Genomic DNA, 21,297 nt, shown 5'->3' on the forward strand with positions numbered 1-21,297 from the left:
TGGTCGCGACAGCAATCCACCCACACCCGGTCATTCCGGTGCCTTCGTCTGCATCCCAAAACCGGTCATTGCCGACAACGGCTTCGGCCGGACGCTTACGGGGCGCCAAGGCGCACTTCTTGAGTAATTCATTGACTGTCCTTTGGTTTGTTCAAGCGTGGTCGGGTGGCCGCTTTGTCGGATCGACCGAAAAGGTGCGGCGGGAGGGGCTTGATCGTTCGGGGGGTGAACGAGCCGCTGGCGTTACATTCCCGATTCCCGATGGACTTAGTGTACTGCTGTCTGTCGTTTTCGCCGGCTCACTTGTGACCGTCGCTGCCTTGACAGGGTCAGCAGGCCAGTTTCGATCAGACCGCTTTTCTGCCGAATGCAGAACGATCGGCGATGTAGTGCGGTTAGATGTCGAGGATATCGAACTCTCGTCGCGCATCCGTTTGCGGTACGACCGCAGGGTGGCGGCATTGATCGGGTATCCCGCCTCGGTCAGAACCGCAGCGATCATCGCGTCGGTCCAACCAAGTTTTGCGCGCGTGTCGATGAATTCAGCAAACGCGCGGACAGCGTCCATCAGCGATGGGCGCGCTATGGGCGGAGACTTCGCGTCAACCGCACGAAGATGTGCGATGTCGGTTTCGAGTTTCGTGCCGTCGAAATGCCTGCGCGTCATTGCTTAGACGCCCAGGAATGGGTAGGACGATGTAGTTCAATCACTAGCGCTTCTCCTGCTGAATTTTTCTCCAGCAGTTTTTGCAAGCGACTTACTGGGACATTCTAAAATTTAGTCGCGTCACGCCAACCAATGCACTGATGCGTTAGGCGCTGCCATCCTTTGCAATGCTTCGCACTGCCACGCCTCGCCACGACGTGCTGCGCGTTGCTTTCGAGAAAAAGAAGTTTTTACACAGGATGGGGGCGCGCTGGCGCGAACCCCGGTCGAACGGTCGCTCCGCCCGCGTGCCGCGGGTGTCGCAACCGAACGCCTTCGGCGGGGATGTTAAATCGATGCATTTGACTTGGTTTTGTGCCCCGAGCTGACGATATCGTTGAGATGATCATCAAGCTGATCCCGTCAAAAAACAGCGCGAAAGGCGTCGAGCGCTACGCCCGCTATCTCGCCAGCTACATGGCAGATGGAGATCGTCGCTGGCTGAAGGAAGATGCGATTGGCATCGACTATGGCCTGACGTTGTCGACCTACATAAACGGCGCGCCTAGGGCGCCCGAGTCCGCTCCTGAGCGGGTTCTATCCCGCGGAGCCGTAGTCGGCGGCGAAACACCTGATTGGAAAAGCGGGGTGGAAGAAGCCGAACGGCGCCTGACGCGGCGGAATCGCAAGGTCAAAAAACCGGTGCGCCATGCGGTCATGTCATGCCCTGTGGGTGAGGAGCTATCCGAAACCCACTGTGCCGACGCGGTGGCGACGGTGGCGAAGGAACTGGGCTGCGAAGATGCTGTGATCTTATGGGCAGCGCACGTCGATACCGACAATTTTCATGTGCACATGATGTTTGTGACCGTAGATCCCGACACGGGTGGAGCGTTGCCATTCGGCCAGGGTGCTGACGGCCGCTCAGGATATAAAGAGGCCATGCAACGGGCAATTGCCCGGATTGAGCATAAACGACAGCTGCGACCGGAAGCGGGCGCGCGTTACGAGGTCGTGGGTGATGAGGTCGTTCGAAAGCCTCAGCAGACCCATGTGGTCCAGAAGCGGGCACCCCTTCGCCAGGAAGTCCTCGAATGGGAAACGCAATCGGGGTTCGCATCGTTCACCAGAGTGGCGCAAGATGTGGCCGGGCCGATTCTTGATCAAGCCTCTGACTGGCAAGAATTGCACGCGGCGCTGGCTCCGTACGGGATGGGGATTCGTCCGTCGGTGAATGGTGGCCAACTTTATGCCGGGGAGGAGCATGTAAAGCTCAGCAATGTCGATCGTCGGCACAGTTGGGGCAAGCTACGCGACCGGCTTGGGAGGTATGAGCCGTCTCACGGTGTCGAACCTGACACCTATGTCCCGCGCATTCTCGATCCAGCCAAGGCCGAGACCTGGCTGGTGCACACGCGCCAAATGCGCGACGTCTCTGCGCGGATCGACGGGCGTGTAAGAGCATTGCTTGCGGCAAGAGATGCCGCTCTCGGAAGGATGGAAGCGGCGGTGTCTGCATATCGGGCGGACCTGACCGGGTTCGACGGCGACCCGCGTGTGAAACGTGATCTATTTGCGGCGTTCCCGACGTTGCGCCACTCCGCAGCCTTGACGATCAAAGCGGCATTCGATGCCCGCATCATTGCGGTGCGTGCCCTGCGGACTGCCGCAGCCGGTTCGGACGATCTGTCTGCCGTGGATATGGAAGCGATAGGCGCGGTCGACGTGGGGATCGCGGCACCTTGGCACGTTGACAATGGCCCGCCGGCTGTCGCGTCCCTCGCTGAGTTCGAAAGCGAACGGCGCGGTGACGCGGTTTGCTATTGGTCGCGCGATGATCATGCACGGCGTGGCCAGCCAGCCTTAGTGGATACAGGCGCAATCATCTGGGTCAACGATCATTCGGATCGCGCTGTTGAGACGGCGCTCAAGCTTGCGCGTGACCGGTTTGGCGACGTCGCAGTTTTTGGCGATGCGGCATATCTGGCGAGATGCCACCGCGCCGCTCAGAGACTCGGTATTGAGCTAGAGACGATCACGGTCGTCGAAGCCCAGCGCCGTGCTCGAAAAAAGCGCAGGGACCTAGGCCCGACACGACAACGCGCGCTTGAGGCTCGCATGGTAAACCAGCTTAGGACTGCAGAGCGTCGGAGATGGGCTCGCGCCTATGAGCGTGCCGCTCCTGCAGACGACGGCCCGATGTCATTCAGCAAAACCCAAGCTGCGGCTGACGTCCAGCACCATTCAGTTATTCCGACAAAGATCTCAAAACCCGACATTGGCGTTCGAGCCGACACACCCGCTGTGACTTTGCCGACAATCAAATGGCGGGCGGCTGCTAACCGGAATCGTGAAGGTGATGGTATCAAGTGATCACGAGTTCTAGCATCAGGTCCGAACTCCACGTCACTTCCAGCCCACCTTGAATAGAGCGGGAGGGGCGCCACGGGCCATGCGGTGTTGCCGACTTCGATCGCAAGCACATTTGGCGACACTGGTCGCGAGCAGAACGGCGCAACACGGCGTGCCGCGGGCGACCGATCTCGAAATCCCATTTAAAATCAAGCTGGTTGAAACCAGCAGAGGAGAGGAAAATGCCAAACCTGCAATCCGTTGGGTTACCCCATGTACCGACCAGTCTGCAGCCCGGTCGGGAAAACCGCAGTGCCGACCGCGGAATGACGCCTGGCGGGCGGAAGAAGTGCCAAGGGCAAAAGGAAGGGATCAGGAGGGTTGAAGGGAAAAATGCGCCATTCGGCGCTGAAATCCTAAACCTTCTTGATCCGTTCAAGCGCGCAGCGACCGTCGCGCCCAATAGAAGGCAATCAAGATGCGAACCCAAACCCATCGCCCCGGCGATGATCACGGATATCAACACATCACGACATTCGACATCGAGACCATCGTCGATGTCGAACCCGACGATGGCTCCTTTCCACCATGGCCGCGACACCGCCCGGTTGCGGCGGCCTTTCTGAAAGCAGACTGGCGTCCCTCGGGATATGCGTTCGATCTGACCACGCTGATCTGTCATCCTGGCCAGGAAGATGGCTTCTACGAGAGCGTTGATGCCCTTCTTCCAAAGGGCCGAACCGGAATCTCGTATAATGCTCGCGGTTTTGATTCTCCGGTACTCCAGCTCGGTGCGATGGCCGCCCACCGCTTCGATCTCGAAGGCCTGAACAACCAGACCCACGCGCATCGATTTGGCAGTGACCACTGCGATCTGGCCGACCAGTTTTCAGGCTATGGCGCGACCCGGCGGGTTCCGCTGTCCGAACTGTGTGACACGCTCGGCATTCCAGTGAAGACCTCGACCGATGGATCGGAGGTCGGTGCGCTTTGGCGCGCCGGAAATATCGATGCCATTGCCAGCTATGTCCGCGAGGATGTCATCGCCACCTACATCCTCTGGCTATACTGGACGGCCGCGCGAGCGAATGACGAAAGTCGGATTGTGGTGCCGCTGGCACAGCTTGCGGTCTGGATCGAAAGTCGACCGGAGTTCGAGCATCTGCGGATCTTTGCGACCTGCAAACCTGCGCTTTGGGCGAGGGGTCGGATCCACTTCCACCGCGTCCGACAAGCACTGCTTTCGGCGGAACGACGCGCCCAGCAAGCGCGCGACGAGCGCGCCTTCTCAGCCTGACCGTTCGATTATCTGCCGCTGAACGGCGGCCATTTCTAAACATCACCACACGCGTCTTCGCTGCGAACGCAGGTTCGCCGGCGCCGACGACGTGTGTCCATTAAACAAGGACCACGACCATGAAAATCAATACTAGATTCGTCACTCTCGCGCTCACGAGCGTCACCATCCCCGCTAGTACGACCGGCCATTACGGCGAAACCCAACAGGTCGTCGGCGTCGCGATGCTGATCGCTGAACGGGAAGCTGCCGCCGAACCCTGGGCATTCGAACTCAAATGGAACGTCATCCCAGCGGGCGCGAGCGAGGAGGTGCTATTGCTCTGGTTAACTGAGGCGCTTCCGGAGGAGGGCACGCTGATCGGGTGGCAACTCGGCGATGACATCGTCGATCCATTGCTCGACGCTGCATCTGACAACGATCCCGAAATTGCCGGTGGCTTTCTCGATCGATTGATGAAGTTGGCGACAGGAGCGAGCGTCGATCTGTCGGTAGCGCATGGCGGGCATAACGCCTTGTCACTGCAGGATGTCGCCCGGAAGTACGCGATCCGTATCGAGCCTTTGTCATCAGCGGAAATCGAAAGCGCTTGGGCGGTCGGCGACCTGAACGTGCTGCGCGATGACGTTCGCGCCAGGATGATTGCCGCGTGGCAACTGTGGCTCGCTCAATCGAACGGTGCCGCAGACGCGTTGAACCGTTCCTTAACCGACTGGTTCGCCGGATAGCAAACCTGGAGTGGGCCGTCGGTATCGGCAGCCCACTCCGGCCTCAACCCTATCGCTCCGCACCGATGCCACGCATCGCAATCCCGCTTCTCAAACGACCCATAAGCAGACGGACCAATTGGCCGCCGCAGATTCCAAAGGAACGACCATGATTAATGCAACCCCGACGCCAATCTCACCTGCCAAACTGGCTCAGATCAATGCGCTGAACGCCACATTGCCGCAAAAGCTATTGGACATTACCCCGATCCTGCATCCGCAGAACGGGTTTCATCCTGAGCATAGCCGGACTTTCTGGTCGGCGGTCGCAAATGCGCTCTACATCGTGCGCCAGGATGGTCACGACCGGTTTGGCCGCACGCCGAATTTTGCCGCCAAGCTCGAGGCATGCCCCGACTTGGTAGCGCATGGTCGCCGCGGACCCATTAGCGCTGACGAAGACAGCTTGGTGGGGCTGAATTTGTGGCGTGCCGCTGATGAAGCGGCTCAGCATGATCGGCCGAATGCGCCCGTCGCATGGCATGTGGTGGGCTGGTTACCGCCAGAGCAGGATGCTGAGCGGTGGCGCGAGTTAGTCTGCACATTTCTTGACACGCAAATCGTGCAGCGTGGAATGATTGTTGATTGGGCGATTCATGCGCTCGCCGACGAACATGGTGGGTGGATAAAGAGACCTCACTTCCACGCCGTGATTACCGCCAGATTTTGGAAGGGATCTCGAATCGGGCAGCCGCAGGCAGCCTGGCTTCATACAAATTCGCAGCGGTCGTCTGCACTTGAACGCTGGGAAAAGTTGGCAGGAGGTGAATTGCGAGATTGGACAGCGTTTGCACAGACGGCCTAATTACCAATAACCCGTAGCGTAGAGACCGCTATCTCGTCCAAAATTAAATCGGCAGATGAGACTAATTATTGGGTGACTTTTTGAATTCATTTGCAGATAATCGCTCAATTAATATTGTGATATCGGTGTGGGCAGTTGGAACATATTTAGAAATCGTTTTTTCTAATATAGTGGCGGTCTCTGCTAATTGTTCTGTCGATCCGGTGAGACAAACGGAAAGCCGGTTGTCTCACCGCGAGTTTTAGGCTCTTCAGGCGGAACGTTTCAGGCGCGCGCCGCCGTGTCCCTCTTGCCGCAACTCCTCATCAAGACGGTGGCGAACCTGGATAAGCCCCTGCATCATGATCGATACATGGATCGATCGGGATTCGGAACCGCATGCGTGAATTTCGACCTAGCCCTTGAACCGCGCCGGGTCTGCCGGAGGCTTGTTGTTTTGAGTCAATCTGCCACATCCATAGCGGCGATGGCAGCATAATATTGTTCCTCGGCTTCGGCGGGCGGGATGTTGCCGATCGGCTCAAGCGGGCGGTAATGGTTGAGCCAGTCGACCCATGCGAGCTTGGCGTATTCGACGTCTTCGAACGAGCGCCATGGTCCGCGGCGATGGATGACCTCAGCCTTGTAGAGACCGTTGATCGTCTCGGCCAAGGCGTTGTCATAACTGTCGACGACGCTACCGACCTAGGGTTCGATCCCGGCCTCGGCAAGCCGTTCGCTGTATCTGATAGAGACGTACTGGCTGCCGCGATCGGAGTGATGGATGAGACCGCCGCTGCGCGTCGGTCGGCGATCATCCAGCGCCTGCTCAAGCGCATCCAGTACGAAGCTGGCGTGAGCGGTGCGCGATGCGCGCCAGCCAACGATCCGGCGTGCGAACGTATCGATGACGAACGCAACGTAGACGAACCCGGCCCAGGTCGTGACGTAGGTGAAGTCAGAGACCCAGAGCATGTTGGGAGCTGGCGCGCGGAACTGCCGGTTCACCGGATCGAGCGGGCATGGCGCCGACCGGTCCCGGATCGTCGTACGCACCGGCTTGCCCCGGATCACGCCTGCCAGCCCTCCGCAGCCATTCCAACGATGCTGCTCATCGCCGGAACCTTCGGCTGCTCCGCCCATCGTCCGCATCAGCCGGGCAACGGTGCAGCGGGCCACGTCGACCCCCTCGCGTCGCAGTTGTCGCCAGACTTTGCGCACGCCGTAGACACGGAAGTTGGCCTCGAACACGCGTCGCACCTCGATCCTGAGCGCGGCATCGCGCCGCGCCCGCGCCGACAGGCGCAATGGATCATGCCGCTTCGCGACATGCGCATAGTAGGTCGATGGGGCGATCGGCAGCACCTTGCAATTCGGCTCGACCCCATGAACGGCGCGCTGATCATCGATGAACGCGATCATCGCTTGAACGGGCGGTCGAGCTCCGCCTGAGCACAATACGCAGACCCCCTGCGCAGAAACTCGTTAGCCTGCCGCAGCTCGCGGTTCTCACGCTCCAGCGCCTTCATCTGGGCGGCGACATCGGTTGGCACACCTGCGCGCCGACCGCTGTCCACCTCGGCCTTCTTCACCCACTCATGCAGCGTCTGCGGAGCGCAGCCGATCTTCTCCGCGATCGACACCACCGCCGCCCAGCGAGACGGATAATCGCGCTCGTGATCGACCACCATCCGCACCGCCCGCTCGCGGACTTCCGGCGCATACCTGTTCGTTGTTTTGCTCATACAGGCTCCACCTTCTCGGGAGTTGGAGCCTCCGACAAACCCGGCGCGGTTCATTACGAGCAAAAATTCCGCCCGCTCTGACGGTCAAGACGCCCACTTGGCTTTAGTCCTGACCGACGGCGAGGTCTCGGATTATCGTGCCGATCCCCAATTGCTCGACATGCCGGTGACAACCCCCCAAGGCAATGCTCGCTGACAAGGGCTTGACAGCGACGCTGTACGCGAAACGCAGCTGCTGCTGCACAACATCCTGCCGATCGTCCCGCCCAAGGCAAACCGTCACGAGCCAGCATCGTGCGATTATCGAAAATACTGCAACCGCAATCATGTCGAGCGGTTGTTCAATCGACTTAAACGGTTCCGCCGCATCGCTACGCGCTGCGGCGAAACCGCCTCATCATTCCTAAACTTCCTGTGCCTCGCCGCCGTCAGGTCTGCCCACCGCACCATGTCGACAGGGCCTAGGATAACACTAATAACTTGCTGAGAAATATCCGAAGCTTAAGCGCGCAAACTTATTTTACGGTACAATTTACACCTTGGGTGCCGGGCCGAGCCGATATAAACTGATCGGTCCGGCCCGGCGGGGTTCACCTACGAGTAAGCCCAGAGGGAGCTAGTGACTTGCGAGTGGTGAGTTAGTCACCCAGTACGGGAACGCTGTGCTGGGTATCTGTTGCAGCACCGGATCTGTGCGTCTTGAGCATAGCCGTTATAAATTTCCCAGCCCGATTGTCGCACCCACGCCGACTGGATAAAACAACGGTTATTAATTGTGTTTTTGGGCACCTTTTCTAGTAGTCCAAGTTGAGCAGCGGGATGAACCGATAACGCTGGCGATAGCGCCTTAATCGTAAGTTGCTGGTTCTTAAGCGGGTACAACCTTGGATTTTGGCAAAAACTTGCTTGCAGGAGCTTACGTCGTCTCGCTGCGCCGTGTTGTTTTAAGCTGGACAGCCTGTTATAAAATTGTTTTGCGTCCGAGGTGGCGAGTACATAAATTGGTCTGGTTTCGCTGGCTATCGGCTCTGTCCCGACATACGAACTAGTCATCGCTTCTGAGGTGGACTTGGAAACGGCCTCAGGATAGGTCGGAACCGATACCAATGAACGCATGAGGGCAGTGACCACTATCTTTCCATCTATAAGGCTAGGCTTTACTACGTTGATCATGGTGCTAAACGAAAAGGAAACTTATAAGTTCCCTTTTTTGAATTGGCATTATGCCATGCGATGCCATTCACAGTATATACGCCGAACCGAGGGGTTGAGTGCCGACGCCTAGAACCTACGGTTGACATGATCTAGCCGGCACGGTGCCGCCTTGTCGCTGATGGTCGTGCGGACCGGCTTGCCCCGGGTCGCCGCTGCTAGGTCCATCTCGCGCATCAGCCGCGACCGTGCAGCGGTCGATTGCAAAGCCTCCCGCATCATCTGCCGCACAACTTTATGCACACCGTAGACCGCGAAGCTCTCGGCGAACGCGGGCACGAACACCAGCTTGAGGACCGCATCTTGCCGTGCCCGCGCCGATGAGCGTGTCGGATTCTGTCGCTATGGCAGGAGCTGTTCGTCGCGCTGGCGGCGGCAGGCGGGCCGCCCGCCGAAGTCCTGATCGACAGCACTCACATGAAGGCGCATCGCTCGGCGGATGGCAGAAAAGGGGGGCGCTCGTCCAGGCGATCGGGATCAGCCGGGGTGGTCGCAACAGCAAGCTCCACGCGCTTACGGACGGCGAGGGTCGACCGCTCCGCTTCCTGCTAACCGGTGGCCAGGTCTCCGACTGCCGCGCGGCCGATGTGCTGCTCGATGAGCTCGCGTGTTTAGTCCCGGCATCTGGTGGATCGGGTTTACGATGAACCGGCCTGGCTCTGACGTCCAGATCTTGGCAAGGTATTCGTAGGGTGTGAGCCCGCTGAGAGTCTTGAGGCGGCGGGCAAAATTGTAGGCTGACATGAAGTCGGCGAGGTGCGTCCGAAGCTGGTCATGGCTGTCGTAATGGAAGCGTTTGACGGTCGCCTCCTTGATCGTCCGGTTCAGCCGCTCGACCTGGCCGTTGGTCCACGGATGGTTCGGTTTCGTGAGCCGGGTGCTCAATGCCGTTTGCCTCGCAGATCATGTCGAAGCGCATCTGCCGCGACGAGGCGGTGTTGCGGTTGCGGGGTTGCTCAGCGAACTGAATGCCATTGTCGGTCAGAATGGTGTGGATGCGATAAGGCACGGCTTTCAGCAGATATTCGAGGAACTCCCACGCGGTGCGCCTCTCGGCCTTGTCGATCAGTTGAGTGACCGCGAACTTGCTCGTGCGGTCGATGCCAACGAACAAGTAGAGCTTGCCTTCGGCGGTTTGCACTTCGGCAATATCGACGTGGAACGAGCCGATGGGATAGCGCTTGAAGCGTTGCCGCTTCGGTTTGTCGCCTTTGACATGACCCCCGTTTTTTCCTCCAGTTGGAGCTAGAGTCCGGCCCGACGAAGGGACGGACAGATGAAGCGGAAGCAGTTTTCGGAAGAGCAGATCATTGGCATCCTGAAGGAGGCCGAGGCAGGTGCGGTGGTCACGGAGCTGTGCCGGCGGCACGGGATGTCGAGCGCAACCTACTACGCCTGGAAGGCGAAGTTCGGCGGGTTGGAGGTGTCCGACGCGAAGCGCTTGCGGTCGCTCGAGGAGGAGAACGCACGGCTCAAGCGGTTGCTGGCGGACACGATGCTCGACAATGCGGGTCTGAAAGATCTGCTGTCAAAAAATGGTAGCGCCCGCCGCGAAGCGGCAAGCGGTCGCACATCTCCAGGCGACGTTGGGGATGAGCGAGCGGCGGGCGTGCATGGTCGTCGGAGCGGATCGCACGAGCATGCGGTATCGCTCATGCCGAGCAGATGATGGAGACCTGCGGTCGCGTTTGCGCGAGTTGGCGCAGCAGCGCCGACGGTTCGGCTATCGTCGGCTCCACATCCTGCTGCGGCGTGACGGCATCACGATCAACCGCAAGAAGACGCAACGGCTGTATCGCGAGGAGGGACTAACCGTCAGGCGCAGGAAGGGACGAAGGCGCGCCGTGGGCGCGCGGGCCCCTGCTCCCGTGCTGGCGCTTCCCAACCAGTGCTGGAGCTTGGACTTCGTCCACGACCAGCTCGTCACTGGGCGGCGGTTCCGCGTGCTCAACATCGTCGACGATGTGACGCTCGAGTGCTTGGCGGCGGTGGTCGACACGTCGATCTCGGGCCGGCGGGTGGTCCGCGAGCTGAACGATCTGATCGCCAGGCGTGGAGCACCGAAGATGATCGTCAGCGACAACGGCACCGAGCTGACGTCGAACGCGGTGCTGGCGTGGTACGGCGATGTCGGCATCGAGTGGCATTATATCGCGCCCGGCAGGCCGACGCAGAACGGGTTCGTCGAGAGCTTCAACGGTCGCATGCGCGACGAACTGCTTAACGAGACGTTGTTCTTCACGGTCCGCCAAGCGCGCTCGATCCTCTCGCGCTGGGTCGATGATTACAACACAGAGCGGCCGCACTCCTCGCTCGGCTATGCCACACCGGCGGCGTTCGCCGCCGGGCTCGAACAGCAACGGGCGGGGTTAACCCCGCCCGTTGCTTCGCCCGCGCTCATGCGCGACAACACCGGTCGGTCTTTGGTTGCCGCCGGATGAAAGACGGGGGTCATGTCACCTTCGACGTCGGGCAGACGGGATATGCCGTGCCGCTGAAGGCAACGATGCAGCGCTGACCGGGTCAGGTACGGGATCGACGGCTGCAAGGCGTAGAGGCAGTCATCGAGCGGCAGTAACGTGTGACGGCGGAATGCCACAACCGTTGCCTCCTCCGCCTCGAACAAGGTGGTGGTATGAGGGGCCTTCGGCCCAGTCTTCAGATCCTCGACCGTCGCCCGCTTACGCCACTTCGCGACCGTCTTCGGGTTGATCCCCAGCTCACGGCTCAGCGTCGAGAGCGAAGCTTGCGATCGCTGTATTGCTGCTCGGACGGCGCGCGTCGTCGTGGCGCACCCATGACGTACCTGTCCCATGCGGCTTCCTTCCATTCCAGCGAAAGGATCGCACCATTAAACCGTGGGATCAAACACCTAGCAACCGGCCCTAATTATTTCAGATTCTGCCAAATTAAACCGATCGCCGCAAAGCACCATAAGATAATTGCTATTTGTATTTGTTTATCAAATAATACCGCTCCGCCGATGATCATGCTGGCAAATATTACATCATTCCGCTGTGAGTAATTTCTATCATTTGAGGGTATCGACGATGAAATTTTTACAGGAATCGCGCCTGACTTTCCTACTTTCTCTACAAATCCTATTAAGTCGGGAGAGGCTGCGGCCAAGCGGCCGATTCCTGCTGCAAGTCGGCGCCCACTTTTTTTCAGTTCGGCAGGACTAACACGCTCGCGCGCAAGCTCGCGGGCGATTGGCATCGCCCTAGCCGCGATATCGAATTCTGGGTCGAGAGTCCGTACCAATCCCTCGGCAGTTAGTAATGTCCGCAGGAGCAAGGCAAGGTCGGGCGGCAATGCCAGACGGTATTGGCGCAGTAACATGAACACGCGCGAGAATATCTCGGACAGATCGATCTGTTTCAGGACAGCGCCACGAAACTGACCGATCAAAGACTCAAGATCCTGTTGCAACCCCTCTACCACAACGGTGCGTTCGCCTGACCAGTTTATCAGCACATCCGCGACCGCGCGCGGATTTTCTCCCGCGATAGCGAGGACCAGGGTGACCAGCTCGGAGCGACGGCTTGGTGTCAGCGTTCCGGTGGCGCCGAAGTCGATGAAAGCGATCTTTCGGCTTGGCAGCACGAATACGTTCCCGGGATGAGGATCTGCGTGAAATCGGCCGTGAAAGATGATCATGCGCAATACGGCATCCGCGTAGGTGCCTGCGATTGCGGCCGCGTCTGTTACCTCGTCTGCTGCCATAAGGACCCCGCGCACAGAGACTCCCTCAAGCCGCTCCTGGACGTTGACGCGACGGCCAACATAGTCCCAAAAGAACTTCGGTGTCCGCACGCCTAGCGCGTCGAGAAATGACCCGATCCCCTCAGATGCTGCCGCTTCGGCGCTCAGATCCATTTCTTGGGACAGGCTCTCGGCGAAGAAGCGCAGCAGTTCGTCAATCTTAAGCCGCCGCAGTTCCGGCGAACGTCGTTCGGTCAGACGCGCTAGTCGTCGTAGCAATCTCAGATCAGCGTCGACGCGGGTCGCTATTCCCGGGCGGCGCACCTTGACGACAACTTCGGTTCCATCGTGAAGGGCCGCACTGTGCACCTGGGCAATCGACGCCGCGGCGATGGGTATCCGATCGAAGCGTGCGAATATATCAGCAACGGGCGCACCGAGAGAGGAGATGAGATGGGGTTCGATCTCCTGGAATGGTACCGAGGGAACTTGATCCTGTAATGTCGATAGCGCGCTCACCCATTCCGGCCCCAGAAGATCGCCACGTGTGGCGAGAAGCTGGCCCAGCTTTATTGCGACCGGGCCTAGGTCGCGAAGAAGCGCGACTACCCGAGTTGGTGCGTCCGGCTCGACGGACCATGTCAGCGGACCGCTCGCCAACCCGACGCGTGAGGCGAGGCCGCCGAGTCCGTGACGTGCGAAGATTCGCGCGAGCTCTCCAAATCTTTCCCGCTCACTCAACGGAATGTCATCTGCGACCTGGGTCATTGCATATTCTCGTTTCTGAGTGCGAGAGGGAGACAGCCCACGATAAAAAGCTCGATGCCCCGTCTCACTCGGGCGCGAGCGTTTTCATCATAGGCCGGAGGGGCGAGACCAAGCGCCGCGCGGCGCATCGGTGCGACGACCACGAGGGTCACGAACTGTTCAGCGGCGAAAACGGGATCGGGTAGATCGAGTTCACCCTTGGCGGCAGCAGCCCCGAGAATGCTCGCCACCCACTGAGCGGCGCGCTGAAAGCCGAACTCGTGAATGTTGGCGGCAAGCGCAGGAAAGCGCACAGCCTGCGCGATCACGACACGCTCCATTGAAGCGATGCGTGGCGTAAGCAGCCACTCGAGAAGCACATCGGCGATCGACTGCAGCCTGTCCACGACAGCAATATCCGCATCGACGGCCGGCTCCAGTGCCCGAAGTTGCGTGTCAATCTCGTCGAGTATCACAGCTTCGAACACACGCGCTTTGCTGCCGAACCTGGCGTAAAGGGTCCGCTTCGAGATCTTTGCACGCTCGGCGATCATGTCAGCGCTCGCGCTGTCAAAGCCATGTTCGAAGAAAATTTCACGAGCGCTTTTCAGGATATGGGAGGTGAGGCGGATCGCTGCCTCTGCCGTTGGCCTCCCAGTCCTACCGCCTCGCTTGCCGCTCCCCAATCGCCCCTTCATTTTGATCTCGCCTCCGCGATGCCTGATAGTCGCTGAAGCTGAAATCGGCGACCGGTTGCCAAGATCCGCCACCATGTCCTGCTCAGGCGCTCACGGCCACCGCCTTGTTTAATATGGGGAGGTCCCTGAATACAATCGGGGGCGGTCCCGAGGATGAACGTCCCTCGTACCACGAAACGCTGGCGCTAGCGCGATGGTGGTGGCGACTGGTTTGCTGAATTGTAATCGGATAACTTTGGCGCCCCGAACAGCTGGAGTCCTTCGCGATCAATGCGTTCGACCTGGTCGCCGAGGTGCTGTGTAGTGGATCGCGCCGAGCGAACGGACTCTGTAATCTCACGGCTTCGGCCTTCGAGGGCGCGAACGGCCGGGCGCAGAGAGTCCACGTCGCCACGAAACTCTTCCGCCGCGCGCTGAGCGCTGCGCAGCTTGTCATCGATTCCAAGGCTGCCATCGCGACGCGCTTCCAGATTGGCGCGGACGCGAGCGGCGCGCTCGCCGACACCCGCGATCGAGTTGCTTACCCCGCGCATTCCGTCTCCCGCGCCCGCTATCACGTCAGCCAGTCGAGCCGCCTTGGTAGGCCAAACCGCCGTCTTGGCGTTCAACTCGGCCAGTCGCTCACGGGTCCGCTGCTGCCCCTTTTCATCAAGATCGGCCGAAATGTTATCGACGGAGCGGCTGATCTTCTCGATCAGTGCCACCGGGTCACCGCCTGAACCAAGAAGTCCACTCTTCTTCTCAGGAATGATCGGAAGGGACTCGCCATCGGTCGCCGCAATCCGCGACGCCCCTGGCCGTCCGCCGTCGATGATGATGGTTGCGTCCCCACCCAGTAAGGACCTGGAAATCTGCGCCTCGACGCCTTCTAAGATCGGTATCTCAGGGTTGAGGCGGACGGTAACAAGCACTGTAGAAGGATCTTCGCCATCGAATCGTACGGCTGTAACCAGACCTGCCGAAACGCCAGAATAAGTGACCGGCGACCCGGTTTTGACGCCCATTACGCTGTCCTCGAAGCGAATTAAATACTCCAGACCATCAGGATTTTTGCCCGCGAGAAGCCAAAACGCAAACGCGAACAAGGCCATGGCAATGGCACCGATCACCAAAAATACCTGCAGGCGGTTCGAGCGAGTTTCCATAACCTTGACGGAACATTACGCTCGACACAAGAATATGTAAACCGATCGGTTCCGTTTTAGTGCGATCGATTTTAACTGGACGGGGATCGGTTGGAGCTCTTATTCATAAACGCTGGAGGTGAGATCACCGTGTCCGAGTTTGCCGATGCTGCGAACATCATCATTCCGTGGAGCGCAGAGCTGGGTTTCCGTCTCCTTTCGGCGGGCGATGGCCTCTGTTCTCTGCGACTGCCTTGGCGTGCCGATCTTAGCGGGGCCGACGGCGGGATTGCGAGCGGAGCGATCGCCAGTCTCATAGATCACGCATGCGGCACCGCCGTGATGTCCCGGCTGGAGCTGGTGTCAATCGCGACTCTCAACCTCAAGATCGATCATATCCGTCAGCCGAAGGCCCGCTCTCAAGTGACGGCGTGGGCGCACTGTTATCGGATCTCCGAGATCATGACGTTCGTGCGTGCGGAGGTCTGGGACAGCGATCCCGACGAGGTCTTCGCTGCGGCTCAGGGCGTTTTCTCGATCAATCGACGGGTCGTGGCGTGAGCGCCGATACGCGGACAGCGGCGATTGTGGCCGCGTCGGGCTTCAGCTCGAAACTCGGCAAGATGATCGACGTAGCCGAAGGCGGTATGCTGTGGACGCTGTCGCCTACGTCCGACCTCATCGGCAACCCGGTGGTGCGGGCACTTCACGGCGGCGCAGTCACGGCGTTTCTTGAATTCGCCTGCGGCGTCGTTCTGGCTCGCCAGCTGGACCATCACCGTATGCCACGCCTCATCAGCATGAATGTGCAGTTCCTCGCGTCGATGCGAGTGGCAAAGGTGATCGCGCGCCCCCAGGTGCGCCGAATCGGCAGGCGAGTGGCGGTTGCCCAGGTTGAGGCATGGCAGGATGAGCCCGACGCACTCGTCTGCACCGCGCAATGCGAATTTCTGAGCCAGTCTGACGGCTAACTTGACTGCGGTCGTTGGTGTTGGTTCTAGCGCCCCCGATCAAAAAGTGTAAGTTAGCCCGGCGGCGGCCGAGAACTGATCGGCGTCGCCAATGTCCGTGACAATCGGGCTGCGCTTATACCTACCGAGCATCCGGCCGTAGAGTATGCCGGCCCCTAAACCGAGCCCACGGCGCAGATCCCCGCTCAGGCTCTGAAAAGCGAACGCCGTCAGATTGTAGCGCTTCCAGCCGGAGTCGTTGATCGAATACGCCCGCAGCCCGCTCGCGAGCGCGCCCGTGGGCGTTACGCCGAAATAAGTGCGCCCGTAGCCTTTTCCGACATAGTCAGCCGAGGTTCCGATGGAGACGAGCGTTCGGGGCGAGAGCGGCGTCGTATAATTGATCTGGGGCGTGATGACGTAGCTGTCGTGGACGTCGGAGACGTCGTGGACATAGGCGACCCGCACCGTCAGCGTATCGTAGTCGCTCGTAACGACTCCGGTGCGGCTCACACCGATGTAGCCACCGGCTTCCCATGCAGTGTCGATCTTCCCGAGCGCACGAACCTGCAGATTATCGACTTTGTTGGTGCGGTCAAGCCGCGCGGCGCCGATCAGACCGAGCTCGAAATTCGTCCGCGGTCCTTCCCCGCTAGGCACGAGGTTGACGTGGAGCTGGGTCCCGCGTGTGAATACGTCGTGCCCGGCGAGCTTGCCGACGATCACGGCTCCGGGAGTTACGCTGTTCTGGTCGGAACCCTCGTAGTCCGGCAAGGTCGCGGCACCGACACCGATCGTGATGCGGGAGCGATCGTCTTCGACACGCTCGTCGGCCTGTGCATGGGCATTCGATGCCGAGAGCGCGCACCCGCCTAGCGTGGCCAGGCCGATCAGCCGAATCACCGTGGATTTTTTGCCAACCACTCGCCAACTTTCCAAACCAAGTTCGTGGCTGGAAATCAGCCCGACTACATCCTATGAAACGGAACGGTTTACATATCGCAAGGGCGAAGAGTGGCAGATCGCAGGGATTTCGAAGCAGACGCACCTGAGCATGACGAGGAAGGAGCTGGGCGCGGCGATCGGCCAAAGAGCGATGACGGAGATCGGGGGAGCAAACCCGGTCTTCTCAAGCGATATCCGGTCATCCGTTACGTCCTGATCGTAGCGCTCGTGGCTGGGGTCGTCGCAGGCGCCGCTTGGTATCTGAATTACCGTGAGCGCGGGCAGTACCGCCAATCAACCAACAATGCCTATGTGAGGGCCGATTTCGTGACCGTTTCTCCCAAGCTGGGCGGTTATGTCGATCGGGTTCTCGTGCGTGAGAATCAGCCCGTGACGCGCGGGCAACTCCTGGCCGTACTAGATTCGCGGGACTATCGTGCAAGCGTCGCACAGGCGCAGGCGCAGGTCGCTTCGGCCGTCGCCGGCATCCGGACGGCACGCAGCACGCTCGACGAGCAGCGTGCCGTCATCGCGCAGTCGGCGGCGCAAGTTTCCGCCGCTGAAGTCGCCGCCGAGGCCGCAGCCGCGGAGGTTCGGCGCTACGAACCGCTCGCGCGTTCCGGGGCGGAGTCGCGCGAGCGGCTGGCGGCCCTGGTACTCGAGCGCGATCGCGCGGTCGTCAACCTGCGCGCCCAACGCGCCACCTATCTGGCGGCAAGGCGCGGGCTGAACACGCAGAATGCCCGCATTGGTCAGGCTCTGGCTCAACGGGAAACCGCGCAAGCGCAACTCGACCGCGCCGCAACCGACCTTGGCGCTGTCGATCTCCGCAGCAGCATCGACGGCGTGGTCGCTGACAAGGCGGTACGGGTAGGGCAGTTCGTCCAGCCCGCGACCCGGCTCATGTCGATTGTGCCGACCAACCAGCTCTATATCGAAGCGAACTTCAAGGAAACCCAAGTCGCCCTCATGCGCGTCGGCCAGCCGGCGACCATCAAGGTCGATGCGTTGGACGGGGTCGAACTGCGCGGTCGTATCGAGAGCTTCGCGCCCGGCACAGGTGCGCAATTCTCGGTGCTGCCGCCCGAGAACGCGACCGGCAACTTCACCAAGATCGTGCAACGTGTGCCGGTGCGCATCGGCATTGAGGCCGGACCAGAGGCGAGAACGGTGCTGCGGGCGGGACTATCCGTGGAGGTCACGGTTGACACTGTCGGTGCGAAGGGCAGCCGCAAGCGCATCGAGGAAGAGAGCGAAAGTCTGCGGCGCGGCGAGACGCAGGTTAAACGGAGATGACCCGTGAACGCGCGAGCGCACGGGACTGGCTCGCTGTCGCCGCGGGCACGATCGGGTCCTTCATGGCGCTGCTAGACATTTCGATTGTCAACGCGGCGCTCCCAACGATCCAGGGTGAGATCGGCGCCAGCGGAACGGAGGGGACTTGGGTGGCGACCTCATATCTGGTCGCCGAGATCGTCATGATCCCGCTGAGCCCCTTTTTCGTGCGCCTGCTGGGGCTGCGCAATTTTCTGCTCGCCGCCGCCCTTTTGTTCACCGGCTTCTCGGTAATCTGCGGTATTGCGACGACGCTGCCCATGATGATCGCGGGTCGCGTCGGACAGGGATTCACGGGCGGTGCACTCATCCCTACCGCGATGACCATCATTGCCACGCGGCTGCCGCCTTCACAGCAACCGATTGGGACTGCGGCCTTTGGCGGAACGGCAATCCTTGGGCCAGTGCTCGGTCCTATCATCGGCGGCTGGCTGACGGACAATTACAGCTGGCACTATGCCTTCTTCCTGAACGTTCCGGTGTGTGCCGGCTTGGCTGTTCTGCTACTCGTGGGCCTCGACCACGATCGGCTGCGCCTTGATCAGCTGCGGAACGCCGATTGGCTGGGCATCACGGGCCTAGCTATCGGGCTCGGCTCGCTCACCGTCATGCTGGAGGAGGGGCAGCGGGAAATGTGGTTCGAATCGGCGACGATTATCAAGCTCGCCGTTGCCACGGTTTTTGGGTTCGTGCTTATCGCCGTCGGCCAAGCGAGGTCGCCGCAGCCGGTGCTTAAACTGTCATTGATCTTCAGCCGCACCTTCGGCAGCGTGTTCGTGCTGAGCCTCGTGATCGGAGTCGTTCTCTATGGGGTGACCTTCCTGATCCCTCAGTTTCTGGCGGTAATGGCCGACTACAGCGCGCTGCAGTCGGGGCAGATCGTGTTCGTATCCGGCATCCCGGCGTTGCTAATGATGCCGTTCTTGCCAATCGCCTTCAAGTATATCGATGTCCGTGTGGCCGTCGCTATCGGGATGGTCGCCATCGGAATCAGTTGCGTGATGGATTGGAATATGACGGCGGACACGGCCGGTGGCGATCTCGTCGGATCCCAGCTGGTCAGGGGGTTCGGCCAGATCTTCGCACTGATGTTCCTAAACCAAGCGGCGATCAGTGCCGTCGCGCCCGAAGACGCGGGCGATGCGTCTGCACTCTTCAATGCGGGCCGCAACCTGGGCGGGTCCATCGGACTAGCGATGATGGCAACTTTGCAGGATCGTCAAACCGTCCTGCACTTCAACCGGCTGGCGGAATCAGCGTCCGCGAACGCGGCGGCGACGCAGGAATGGTTCGGTCGCGCGATGGCGGGGGCGGCTGGCGAGGCCGGGGCGTATCGTCAGCTGGCGGGCCAGATACTACAGCAGGCGACCGTGATGGCCTATAACGACCTCTACGTCGTCCTCGCGATTGCCATCGCCGTCACGACCCCGCTGGCGCTGTTCCTTCGCCCCATCCCCTCCGGCACCCAGATGGCAATGCATTGATGATCCGCTTCCTGATCACTGTCCCGCTCCTGCTTGCCGGCTGCACAGTCGGACCCGACTATGCGGGGCCGCACCCCGTCGCGAGTGCCGAAAGAGCGGGTGCGACGTTCCGCCGCGCCGACCCTGCCCAGACGGTTGCCGAGCCCCCGCTGGCGCGGTGGTGGGAGGCGATGGCCGACCCGCGCCTCAACGCGCTCGTCGAGCGTGGGCTCGCTGCCAGTCCCGATGTCGCGATCGCAGAGGCGAGAGTGCGCAAGGCCCGCGCCGCGGCGCGTGAGAAACGGGCCAACCGGTCGCCCTCGATATCAGCCACTGGGACCGCCATCATTGCGGACCTCCCCGCCGGATCTCTCGCTCTCCCATCGCAGGGAGAGCAGGACGACCGGATCAAGGCCGAGTTCTATAACGTGGGCCTCGACGCCTCCTGGGAGATCGACCTGTTCGGCGGGCGCCGCCGCGCCGCGGAAGCCGCCTCCGCGCAGGCGGACGCGGCCCATGCCAACGTGGCGGATGCGCAGGTTCGCCTCTCAGCCGAGATCGCCGACAATTACGTTATGTTGCGGGAACTCCAGCAGCGGCTGGTGCTGGCGCGCCGATCCTCCGCGCTGCTCGCACGGTCGCTTGCGCTTCTTGAGCAGCGCGAGCGGCGCGGCGCGTCGTCGCGCGACGACGTCGTCCGCCTGCGCACCGAACTCAACCGGACGCAAGGCGGCCTGTTACCGCTCGAAGGCCAGATCGCGGTGACGCTCGACCAGCTTGCGCTGCTCACGGGCGACGAGCCCGGTGCACATGATGCCACCCTCTCCTCCCCCGGGGCCATCCCCTCTGTCCCCGCGAGCGTCGCGATCGGCGATCCTGAGGCGATGCTGCGGCGCCGGCCCGACATCAGGGCCGCCGAGCGGCAACTGGCCGCTGGCACCGCGCAGATCGGCGTCGACGTCGCGCGCCAGTTTCCTTCGGTCAGCATCATGGGAATCATCGGACTCGGCGGCCCGAATATCGGAGACGTCCTTGATACCGGCAACGTGTCGAGCCTGTTGTTACCGCGAATCAACTGGAGCTTTCTCGATTTCGGCCGCAACCGCGCCCGGGTGGAGCAGTCCCGCGCCGGACGGGACGAGGCGGAGGCGCAGTATCGCAAGTCCATTCTCGCCGCTCTGTCCGATGCCGAGACGAGCCTGTCGCGCTTCGGCAATCTGCGCGCGACCCTCCTGTCGAGCTACCGAAGCGCCGAGGGCGCCCGGCAGTCTTCTCGCTTTGCAGTCCAGCGGTTCGAGCGCGGAGCTGCACCGCTGACGTCGTCCATAGACGCAGAACGCGCGGCGCTGACGGCGGACATCTCCGCGGTGGAAGCGCAGGGACAGTTCGTTCGTGCGTTTGTGGGCCTCCATAAGGCCCTTGGGCTCGGCTGGGAGGGGCCCAAAGACCGCTAGCTCATGCCATCCGTCAGTGTCCGCTGAAGGAGACGACTAGCGTCGCTGCCAGCGATAATGCCTTGCGCGCAAT

General features: G+C 60.9%; 15 protein-coding genes, 4 pseudogenes and 1 other annotated feature. Of the genes and pseudogenes, 12 read left to right on the forward strand and 7 right to left on the reverse strand.

The features are described from left to right. The first annotated feature begins 119 nt into the window (after positions 1–119). From ACX0GZ_RS05955 to ACX0GZ_RS05975, 5 genes are all read left to right on the forward strand, one after another. Entirely contained in the window at positions 120–674 is a 555-nt protein-coding gene (locus ACX0GZ_RS05955) for a hypothetical protein (protein WP_458814384.1), read from the forward strand. A gap of 374 nt (positions 675–1,048) precedes the next feature. Then, the gene (locus ACX0GZ_RS05960) at positions 1,049–3,019 is read left to right on the forward strand and encodes a relaxase/mobilization nuclease domain-containing protein (RefSeq protein ID WP_458814386.1); all 1,971 of its coding nucleotides are present in this window, start codon (positions 1,049–1,051) and stop codon (positions 3,017–3,019) included. 457 nt (positions 3,020–3,476) lie between these two features. Further along, on the forward strand, positions 3,477–4,295 hold the full coding sequence (locus ACX0GZ_RS05965) for a 3'-5' exonuclease family protein (RefSeq protein WP_458814388.1): 819 nt from the start codon (positions 3,477–3,479) through the stop codon (positions 4,293–4,295). Positions 4,296–4,414: 119 nt separating this feature from the next. Next, a complete protein-coding gene (locus ACX0GZ_RS05970; protein WP_458814390.1) occupies positions 4,415–5,023 on the forward strand; it encodes a hypothetical protein in 609 nt (202 codons plus the stop codon). A 148-nt stretch (positions 5,024–5,171) separates the two neighbouring features. Further along, entirely contained in the window at positions 5,172–5,867 is a 696-nt protein-coding gene (locus ACX0GZ_RS05975) for a MobA/MobL family protein (RefSeq protein WP_458814392.1), read from the forward strand. A gap of 441 nt (positions 5,868–6,308) precedes the next feature. Here ACX0GZ_RS05975 and ACX0GZ_RS05980 read toward each other — a convergent pair. After that, positions 6,309–7,591, reverse strand: a pseudogene (locus ACX0GZ_RS05980) (IS3 family transposase). Continuing rightward, positions 7,194–7,310 (reverse strand) — a sequence feature (AL1L pseudoknot). Its footprint overlaps the pseudogene before it by 117 nt. 1,554 nt (positions 7,592–9,145) lie before the next feature. Here ACX0GZ_RS05980 and ACX0GZ_RS05985 point away from each other — a divergent pair. Next, positions 9,146–9,408: pseudogene (locus ACX0GZ_RS05985) on the forward strand (transposase); the annotation flags it as partial. Here the strand turns inward: ACX0GZ_RS05985 and ACX0GZ_RS05990 are convergent. Further along, positions 9,317–10,016: pseudogene (locus ACX0GZ_RS05990) on the reverse strand (integrase core domain-containing protein); the annotation flags it as partial. The pseudogenes ACX0GZ_RS05985 and ACX0GZ_RS05990 overlap by 92 nt on opposite strands. Before the next feature lie 63 nt (positions 10,017–10,079). Here ACX0GZ_RS05990 and ACX0GZ_RS05995 point away from each other — a divergent pair. Continuing rightward, a protein-coding gene (locus ACX0GZ_RS05995) for an IS3 family transposase (RefSeq protein WP_458814394.1) occupies positions 10,080–11,244 on the forward strand; the annotation gives its coding sequence in 2 pieces (ribosomal slippage) (positions 10,080–10,336 and positions 10,335–11,244; 1,167 coding nt in all). A gap of 14 nt (positions 11,245–11,258) precedes the next feature. On the opposite strand, the pseudogene ACX0GZ_RS06000 reads toward ACX0GZ_RS05995, so the two are convergent. The 4 genes and pseudogenes from ACX0GZ_RS06000 to ACX0GZ_RS06015 all read right to left on the reverse strand — a co-directional run. Beyond that, positions 11,259–11,618, reverse strand: a pseudogene (locus ACX0GZ_RS06000) (transposase family protein); the annotation flags it as partial. 74 nt (positions 11,619–11,692) lie between these two features. Beyond that, positions 11,693–13,276, reverse strand: a complete 1,584-nt coding sequence (locus tag ACX0GZ_RS06005; protein ID WP_458814396.1) for an ABC1 kinase family protein — start codon at positions 13,274–13,276, stop codon at positions 11,693–11,695. Continuing rightward, entirely contained in the window at positions 13,273–13,953 is a 681-nt protein-coding gene (locus ACX0GZ_RS06010; RefSeq protein WP_458814398.1) for a TetR/AcrR family transcriptional regulator, read from the reverse strand. The genes ACX0GZ_RS06005 and ACX0GZ_RS06010 overlap by 4 nt, the downstream gene beginning before the upstream one ends. A gap of 185 nt (positions 13,954–14,138) precedes the next feature. After that, complete coding sequence (locus ACX0GZ_RS06015; protein WP_458814400.1) at positions 14,139–15,098, reverse strand: MlaD family protein; 960 nt, start codon at positions 15,096–15,098, stop codon at positions 14,139–14,141. A 129-nt stretch (positions 15,099–15,227) separates the two neighbouring features. Here ACX0GZ_RS06015 and ACX0GZ_RS06020 point away from each other — a divergent pair, with 129 nt between their 5' ends. Together ACX0GZ_RS06020 and ACX0GZ_RS06025 are read left to right on the forward strand one after the other, a co-directional pair. Next, positions 15,228–15,638 carry a PaaI family thioesterase gene (locus tag ACX0GZ_RS06020; protein WP_458814402.1) on the forward strand — a complete coding sequence of 137 codons (411 nt, stop codon included), beginning with the start codon at positions 15,228–15,230 and terminating at the stop codon, positions 15,636–15,638. Next, positions 15,635–16,048 (forward strand): PaaI family thioesterase, encoded by a 414-nt coding sequence (locus ACX0GZ_RS06025; protein WP_458814404.1) that lies wholly within the window; start codon positions 15,635–15,637, stop codon positions 16,046–16,048. Before ACX0GZ_RS06020 ends, ACX0GZ_RS06025 begins: the two co-directional genes overlap by 4 nt. A 39-nt stretch (positions 16,049–16,087) precedes the next feature. On the opposite strand, the gene ACX0GZ_RS06030 is transcribed toward ACX0GZ_RS06025, so the two are convergent. Next, positions 16,088–16,930 (reverse strand): MipA/OmpV family protein, encoded by an 843-nt coding sequence (locus ACX0GZ_RS06030; RefSeq protein WP_458814406.1) that lies wholly within the window; start codon positions 16,928–16,930, stop codon positions 16,088–16,090. 111 nt (positions 16,931–17,041) lie between these two features. Between ACX0GZ_RS06030 and ACX0GZ_RS06035 the strand changes: the two genes are divergently transcribed. From ACX0GZ_RS06035 to ACX0GZ_RS06045, 3 genes are read left to right on the forward strand one after another with little or no spacing between them, the layout of a single operon-like run. Beyond that, positions 17,042–18,268, forward strand: coding sequence for an HlyD family secretion protein (locus ACX0GZ_RS06035; RefSeq protein ID WP_458814408.1), 1,227 nt, complete (start codon positions 17,042–17,044; stop codon positions 18,266–18,268). After that, entirely contained in the window at positions 18,265–19,791 is a 1,527-nt protein-coding gene (locus tag ACX0GZ_RS06040; RefSeq protein ID WP_458814410.1) for an MDR family MFS transporter, read from the forward strand. Before ACX0GZ_RS06035 ends, ACX0GZ_RS06040 begins: the two co-directional genes overlap by 4 nt. Beyond that, on the forward strand, positions 19,791–21,224 hold the full coding sequence (locus tag ACX0GZ_RS06045) for an efflux transporter outer membrane subunit (protein ID WP_458814412.1): 1,434 nt from the start codon (positions 19,791–19,793) through the stop codon (positions 21,222–21,224). Before ACX0GZ_RS06040 ends, ACX0GZ_RS06045 begins: the two co-directional genes overlap by 1 nt. Positions 21,225–21,297: the final 73 nt, after the last annotated feature.

The organism is Sphingomonas aestuarii (genome assembly GCF_054457155.1).

Bases quoted from the DNA above. Each gene is read 5' to 3' on its own strand.
- ACX0GZ_RS05960 (WP_458814386.1), top strand. From the start codon at position 1,049: ATGATCATCAAGCTGATCCCGTCAAAAAACAGCGCGAAAGGCGTCGAG.
- ACX0GZ_RS05965 (WP_458814388.1), top strand. From the start codon at position 3,477: ATGCGAACCCAAACCCATCGCCCCGGCGATGATCACGGATATCAACAC.
- ACX0GZ_RS05970 (WP_458814390.1), top strand. From the start codon at position 4,415: ATGAAAATCAATACTAGATTCGTCACTCTCGCGCTCACGAGCGTCACC.
- ACX0GZ_RS05975 (WP_458814392.1), top strand. From the start codon at position 5,172: ATGATTAATGCAACCCCGACGCCAATCTCACCTGCCAAACTGGCTCAG.
- ACX0GZ_RS06005 (WP_458814396.1), bottom strand. From the start codon at position 13,276: ATGACCCAGGTCGCAGATGACATTCCGTTGAGTGAGCGGGAAAGATTT.
- ACX0GZ_RS06010 (WP_458814398.1), bottom strand. From the start codon at position 13,953: ATGAAGGGGCGATTGGGGAGCGGCAAGCGAGGCGGTAGGACTGGGAGG.
- ACX0GZ_RS06015 (WP_458814400.1), bottom strand. From the start codon at position 15,098: ATGGAAACTCGCTCGAACCGCCTGCAGGTATTTTTGGTGATCGGTGCC.
- ACX0GZ_RS06040 (WP_458814410.1), top strand. From the start codon at position 18,265: ATGACCCGTGAACGCGCGAGCGCACGGGACTGGCTCGCTGTCGCCGCG.
- ACX0GZ_RS06045 (WP_458814412.1), top strand. From the start codon at position 19,791: ATGATCCGCTTCCTGATCACTGTCCCGCTCCTGCTTGCCGGCTGCACA.